We start from the raw sequence: 5,138 nt of genomic DNA on the forward strand, positions 1-5,138 counted from the left end.
CTCAAGTCAGTATCTGCCTTTTTAAGTTTCAGCTAGCTTATTTATTAATTTATTCTACTTTTTTAAGTTAGTTCTTTTGCAGTAACAACGCTTTAATTTCTGCCAGTTCAACTTCCAATTTATCAATTTGTGCACGACTAGCCGGCTCACCACCATCACCACTCTCACCATGTTGCTCAGCGCGAAACTGATCATGCTCTTGGCTCATCACTTCTAATACCGTACCCACCATCATGTTTAAAAAGATAAAGGCAGTTAAGAAAATAAAGGTCAAATAGTAAATCCAACTTAACGGGTACACCGCCATGGTTTCGTACATAACATCGGTCCAATCTTCAAAAGTGGCAACACGAAATAAGGTCAACATTGAAATAGAAACATCGCCCCAGAGTACTTCATTAATCTCATGGAAATACATACTGCCTATAGCGGCGTAAATATAAAAGATAACAAACATCAACAAGGCGATATAGCCCATACGAGGTATGGCTTTAAGTAAGGCATTAATCAACAAGCGTAATTCTGGCACCATTGATACTAAGCGTAAAACACGAAATACCCTTAATAGACGGGCCAACAATACCCCTGAGCCTCCTGTTGGAACTAAGCTACCAATAACAATAACAGTATCAAAAACATTCCAACCGCTTTTAAAAAAATTCTTCTTTTCAGGACAGGCTAAAAAACGAATCGTTATTTCTACGGCAAAAAATACCGTTACAGCAATATCTAAAAACAGCAGCACAGCGACAACATTAGCGGATAGATTGTGCGTTTTAGCTCCTATCATTAACGCCGATAATAAAATCACGGCAATAACAATGCCTTGGAAAGCTTTACTCGTGTCTATTCTACTTAACTGGCGCTGAGCCTTAATTATCATAGCGGCCATTATTTAGCGCCTACTGCGGCATCACTAACGTGGGGATTACTGCGACGCTCTTGTCCAAAAGTGCTCATAGGACCATGACCCGGAATAAAATGCACATCATCTCCTAGGGGAAAGAGATTTTCACGAATAGAGTTAACCAAGGTGGTGTGATCACCACGGGGGAAATCTGTACGACCAATAGAGCCACTAAATAAAACATCACCCACTTGCGCTAGTTTTGACTGACGATGAAAAAATACAATATGGCCTGGGGTATGACCGGGACAAAAATAGACTTCGAAGGTAATATTGCCAAAATTCACCGTATCGTTCTGCGCTAAAAAACGATTAGGAATGAATTTTTCTGCATAGCTAAAGGCTGCACCAAACATTTGTTTTTGTTGTTCGATAGCATCTATCCAAAACTGATCTTCTTTATGCGGACCTTCAATGGCAACATCATAATCTGTAGCTAACGCATTTGTCGCGCCTGCATGGTCTAAATGAGCATGAGTAATTAAAATTTTCTCTAGGGTTAAGCCATGTTTATTAATGGCGGCTTTAATTTTTTCAATATCACCACCTGGGTCCACTACCGCAGCCTGTTTGGTTTCAGTACACCAAAATAAAGTACAGTTCTGCTCAAAAGGCGTTACCGGGATAATTTCATGATTTAACATAACTTGCTCTTCAATAGTTACTACTTACAAAATGGCGGCATTATATCACAAGTTTTTGCTCGGCATGGCCAGCATAAATGTAACAAAACCCATGAATAGTACTTCCCCTAAGCATCCTAACTCGGTAAGCTTTGCGCAACTAAATTTAACGGCTAATTAACTATTTATGAGCACTGCTTCTACTCGTGATTCTTTTCATTCTCGTCTTGGTTTTGTACTCGCTGCAGCGGGTGCTGCCATAGGTTTAGGCAATATCTGGGCCTTTCCCACACAAGCAGCAAATAATGGTGGTGGTGCTTTTTTAGTTGTTTATTTACTGGTGACTTTTTTACTCGCCCTGCCCGCGCTTTATGCGGAAATATATATTGGTAACCAGGCACAAACCAACCCGGTAGCAGCTTTAGCAAACGCCTGTGGTAAACGCTTTAAAAGACTTGGTCATAACGCTGGCATAATCGGTATTATCGGCGCCATGATGATGTTGAGTTTTTATACTATTGTCGCCGGTTGGATGTTAGCACATGCCTTAGCATCATTAGCTGAGTTAGTTGGTTTAATGGATGTCTCTCAATGGCTATCAACTTCAAGTACTCTGCGTAATATCATCTTTACCCCTATTTTTATTGTGCTCGGCGCAGCCATAGTACATCAAGGTGTACATAGCGGTATTGAGCGTTGGTCAGCGCGATTGATGCCAATGTTATTGGTTATGTTGCTTGGTTTAGTCATCTATATATTGCAACAAGACGGTGCTGCTGAAGGTTTAACACTTTATTTAGTGCCTGATTTTAGCCAAGTCACTGAGCCAAAACTGATTATCTCGGCCATGGGTCAAGCTTTTTTCTCTCTGGCTATTGGTGTTGGCGCTATGATGGCTTATGGCTCGTATATGCCTAAGGGACAAAGTATTGGCAAGTTAGTACTCTCGATAACCTTACTAGATACCTTCATTGCCTTTATTGCCGGCTTACTCATTATTCCGGCACTGTTTGTCGCCCAACACGCAGGGCAAGAAGTCTTTGTTGACGGTCACTTAATTGGTGAAGGCCAGCTGATTTTTAACATTCTGCCAACACTGTTCAGCTCCATGGGCACGGTCGGCTTAGTTGTCTCTTTTGCTTTTTTTGCTTTATTATCAATTGCTGCCCTTACCTCGACTATCTCCTCAACTGAAGTGCCGGTAGCCTATTTAATTGAAGATAAAGCCATGACTAGAAAACGGGCTACTTGGTTAGTCTCAGGCTTAGTTTTTATTGCCAGTATGTTACTCATCGCATTTTTTGAGCAATTATTTGGCTTAGTGATTCAATTACTCACCACCGTTTTACAACCACTGATGTCATTATTTTATTTCATTGTGGTCGGTTGGTTGTGGAAGCGTGGTAATCAGTTAACGGATATGGCCCAGTTAAACCAAAATAGAACATTAAAGTTACTTGGCTTTTATTTACGTTTTGTCTGCCCTATTTTATTAGTCGTTGTCTTTGTTAATGTAGCTTTTTAACAGCAGGCTATCGAAGTTATTAACTTCCTATAGTGGCAAAGCTGAGGTGCTTGCCACTATAGGAAGTTGGAATAATAAACTTTACTTACTCGATTAATTCAACCTCTTCATCAGCTAACTCCACCTGTTCTATTTTCTCAAAGCGCGTTGATATTTTATCTGCCGAGGTATGAATTTGCTTCACATCGGTTGCCGCTTGATCTATATGTTTGGCAAGATTGGCAAAACGGCCTTTAAAGCGATTGAAGTCTTGTGCTAAATCAGACAAATGCGCCTGAATAATATGAATTTGCTGACGAGTCGCCTCATCTTTAAGTACTGAACGTGCGGTTGTTAGTATTGCCATTAACGTGGTCGGAGATGCCAACCAAACTCGTTTTTTATTAGCATATTCAACTAAGTCACTTTGATGTCCGTGAATCTCCGCAAAAATGGCTTCAGCCGGAATAAACATAATGGCGCCATCCGCGGTTTCGTTATCAATGAGGTACTTATCACTGATGTCATTAATATGTTTTTTGATATCGATTTTAAACTGACGCATAGCTGATTTTCTTTCGCTCTCAGGCGCTTCAAAGTCCATCATTTTACGATAGTTTTCTAACGGGAATTTAGAATCTACCACTACATTACCGGTAGGTTTTGGTAGAAATAGTACACAATCGGCTATTTTACCGTTTGATAAAGTATGCTGCAGCTTAAAGCTTTGCTCTGGCAACACATTCCTGATCAGGCTATTCAATTGCACTTCACCAAATGCCCCCCGTGAGCGCTTATCATTAAGTACGGCTTGTAAACTAACCACGTTGGTCGATAACTCGGTAATTTTCTTCTGTGCATCATCTATTAATGCCAAACGCTGCAATATATCACTAAATGTTTTGGTGGTTTTCTCAAAGCCTTCGCTCAGGCGCTTTTCTACCTGGCCACTGATCTCTTGTAAGCGCTTATCGGTAGAGTCTGTTAACGCATCAATACGCTTGGCCATTTGCTCACTGCTTTGCGCCAGTGTTTTCGCCAACTCATCTCTATTGCTAAGACCAGCGGCATTTAAATGTGTGATGAGTTGGTCAAGTGACTGATTTTGATTTTGGTTTAATTGCGATTGTAGCTCATTAAATTGACGTAACAGCTTGATGCGCAAATCAGCCATTTGCTGTTCAAAACTATTTGCTAACTGTAATTGCTGCTTTTCTTGTAACTGGCTGAGCTGTTGTAAAAATTGCGTCTCTGTTTGTGTTGCCAGCTGACTAGCCAACGCAATATTGTGCGCCTGATAACGTTTTTCTTGCTTTGATAATCGAATCAGCACCAGTATTAATAACAAGGCCAACGTAAAAAAAGCCAGTACAGGCAACCAAGTAGACAGCAACTGCTGTTGCTCTAAGGTAAAAGTCATTTTATCAATCTCAATAAGGTGCCCAAGGCACTACACTGTAAATATTACCAGTATTAAGCTAGAAGGCAATAGCCAAGGCATGGTAAAAAAATAGTAAAATAATGACTATAGAAAAATGCAAAAGCGAACGGCAGTATTAATAATCTATGTCTATACTCAATTTCCTTACTCATTTATCTTTTTTAACCACAGAGTGCTAACTATGAAAAAAACGACTTTAAAGCAAATTACAATAAAGCAAACCACTAGCCCTTTGAGTAAAAAAATCAATGTTATTTCTTATTTAGCCTTGCCTTTAGTGGTAATAACTTTAGTAAGTTGCTCTAAAGCGCCGCCAGTAGCGGTAAGTGAATGTGACACAGTAGTCAGTCATGTCAAAAAGGTATTAAAGGACAGGGCACCGAATCAGTCGTCAATGCTTAAACAGTGTAAAGCCGCTACTGATGAAGCTAGGGGCTGTATCATGGCTGCTGATAAACCGATGAAACTTTTGCAGTGTGATTTTTAGTCATACTTGCTTAAATCAGTTTTAGCCTAAAGTTATTTTCCCGCACAAGTTGCTAAGGAGGGAAATATAATGAACAGCAATTTCAGCCTGATTACTTTTATACCAAGTTGATTAAGTTCTTTCCCACTCAGCGAGAGGTAAAAGGCTTAGAGGCAAGGCATTGATTGAAGAGAATG

5 protein-coding genes are annotated in these 5,138 nt (G+C 40.1%); 2 read left to right on the plus strand and 3 right to left on the minus strand.

Annotated elements, in window-relative coordinates:
• Positions 1-67 precede the first annotated feature (67 nt).
• Both HRT50_RS17620 and HRT50_RS17625 read right to left on the minus strand, forming a co-directional pair.
• Positions 68-892 (minus strand): ion transporter, encoded by an 825-nt coding sequence (locus HRT50_RS17620; RefSeq protein ID WP_291616933.1) that lies wholly within the window; start codon positions 890-892, stop codon positions 68-70.
• Positions 892-1,551, minus strand: a complete 660-nt coding sequence (locus tag HRT50_RS17625; RefSeq protein WP_291616935.1) for an MBL fold metallo-hydrolase — start codon at positions 1,549-1,551, stop codon at positions 892-894. Before HRT50_RS17625 ends, HRT50_RS17620 begins: the two co-directional genes overlap by 1 nt.
• Before the next feature lie 166 nt (positions 1,552-1,717).
• On the opposite strand from HRT50_RS17625, the gene HRT50_RS17630 reads away from it, so the two are divergent.
• Positions 1,718-3,055, plus strand: a complete 1,338-nt coding sequence (locus HRT50_RS17630) for a sodium-dependent transporter (protein ID WP_291616937.1) — start codon at positions 1,718-1,720, stop codon at positions 3,053-3,055.
• A gap of 85 nt (positions 3,056-3,140) precedes the next feature.
• Here the strand turns inward: HRT50_RS17630 and HRT50_RS17635 are convergent, their stop codons facing one another.
• Positions 3,141-4,454 carry a DNA recombination protein RmuC gene (locus HRT50_RS17635; RefSeq protein ID WP_291616939.1) on the minus strand — a complete coding sequence of 438 codons (1,314 nt, stop codon included), beginning with the start codon at positions 4,452-4,454 and terminating at the stop codon, positions 3,141-3,143.
• Positions 4,455-4,656: 202 nt separating this feature from the next.
• Here HRT50_RS17635 and HRT50_RS17640 point away from each other — a divergent pair, with 202 nt between their 5' ends.
• Positions 4,657-4,962: a hypothetical protein gene (locus tag HRT50_RS17640; protein ID WP_291616941.1), complete on the plus strand. Its 306-nt coding sequence runs from the start codon at positions 4,657-4,659 to the stop codon at positions 4,960-4,962.
• Positions 4,963-5,138 lie beyond the last annotated feature (176 nt).

Source organism: Colwellia sp., assembly GCF_013215345.1.
Lineage (GTDB): Bacteria > Pseudomonadota > Gammaproteobacteria > Enterobacterales > Alteromonadaceae > Colwellia.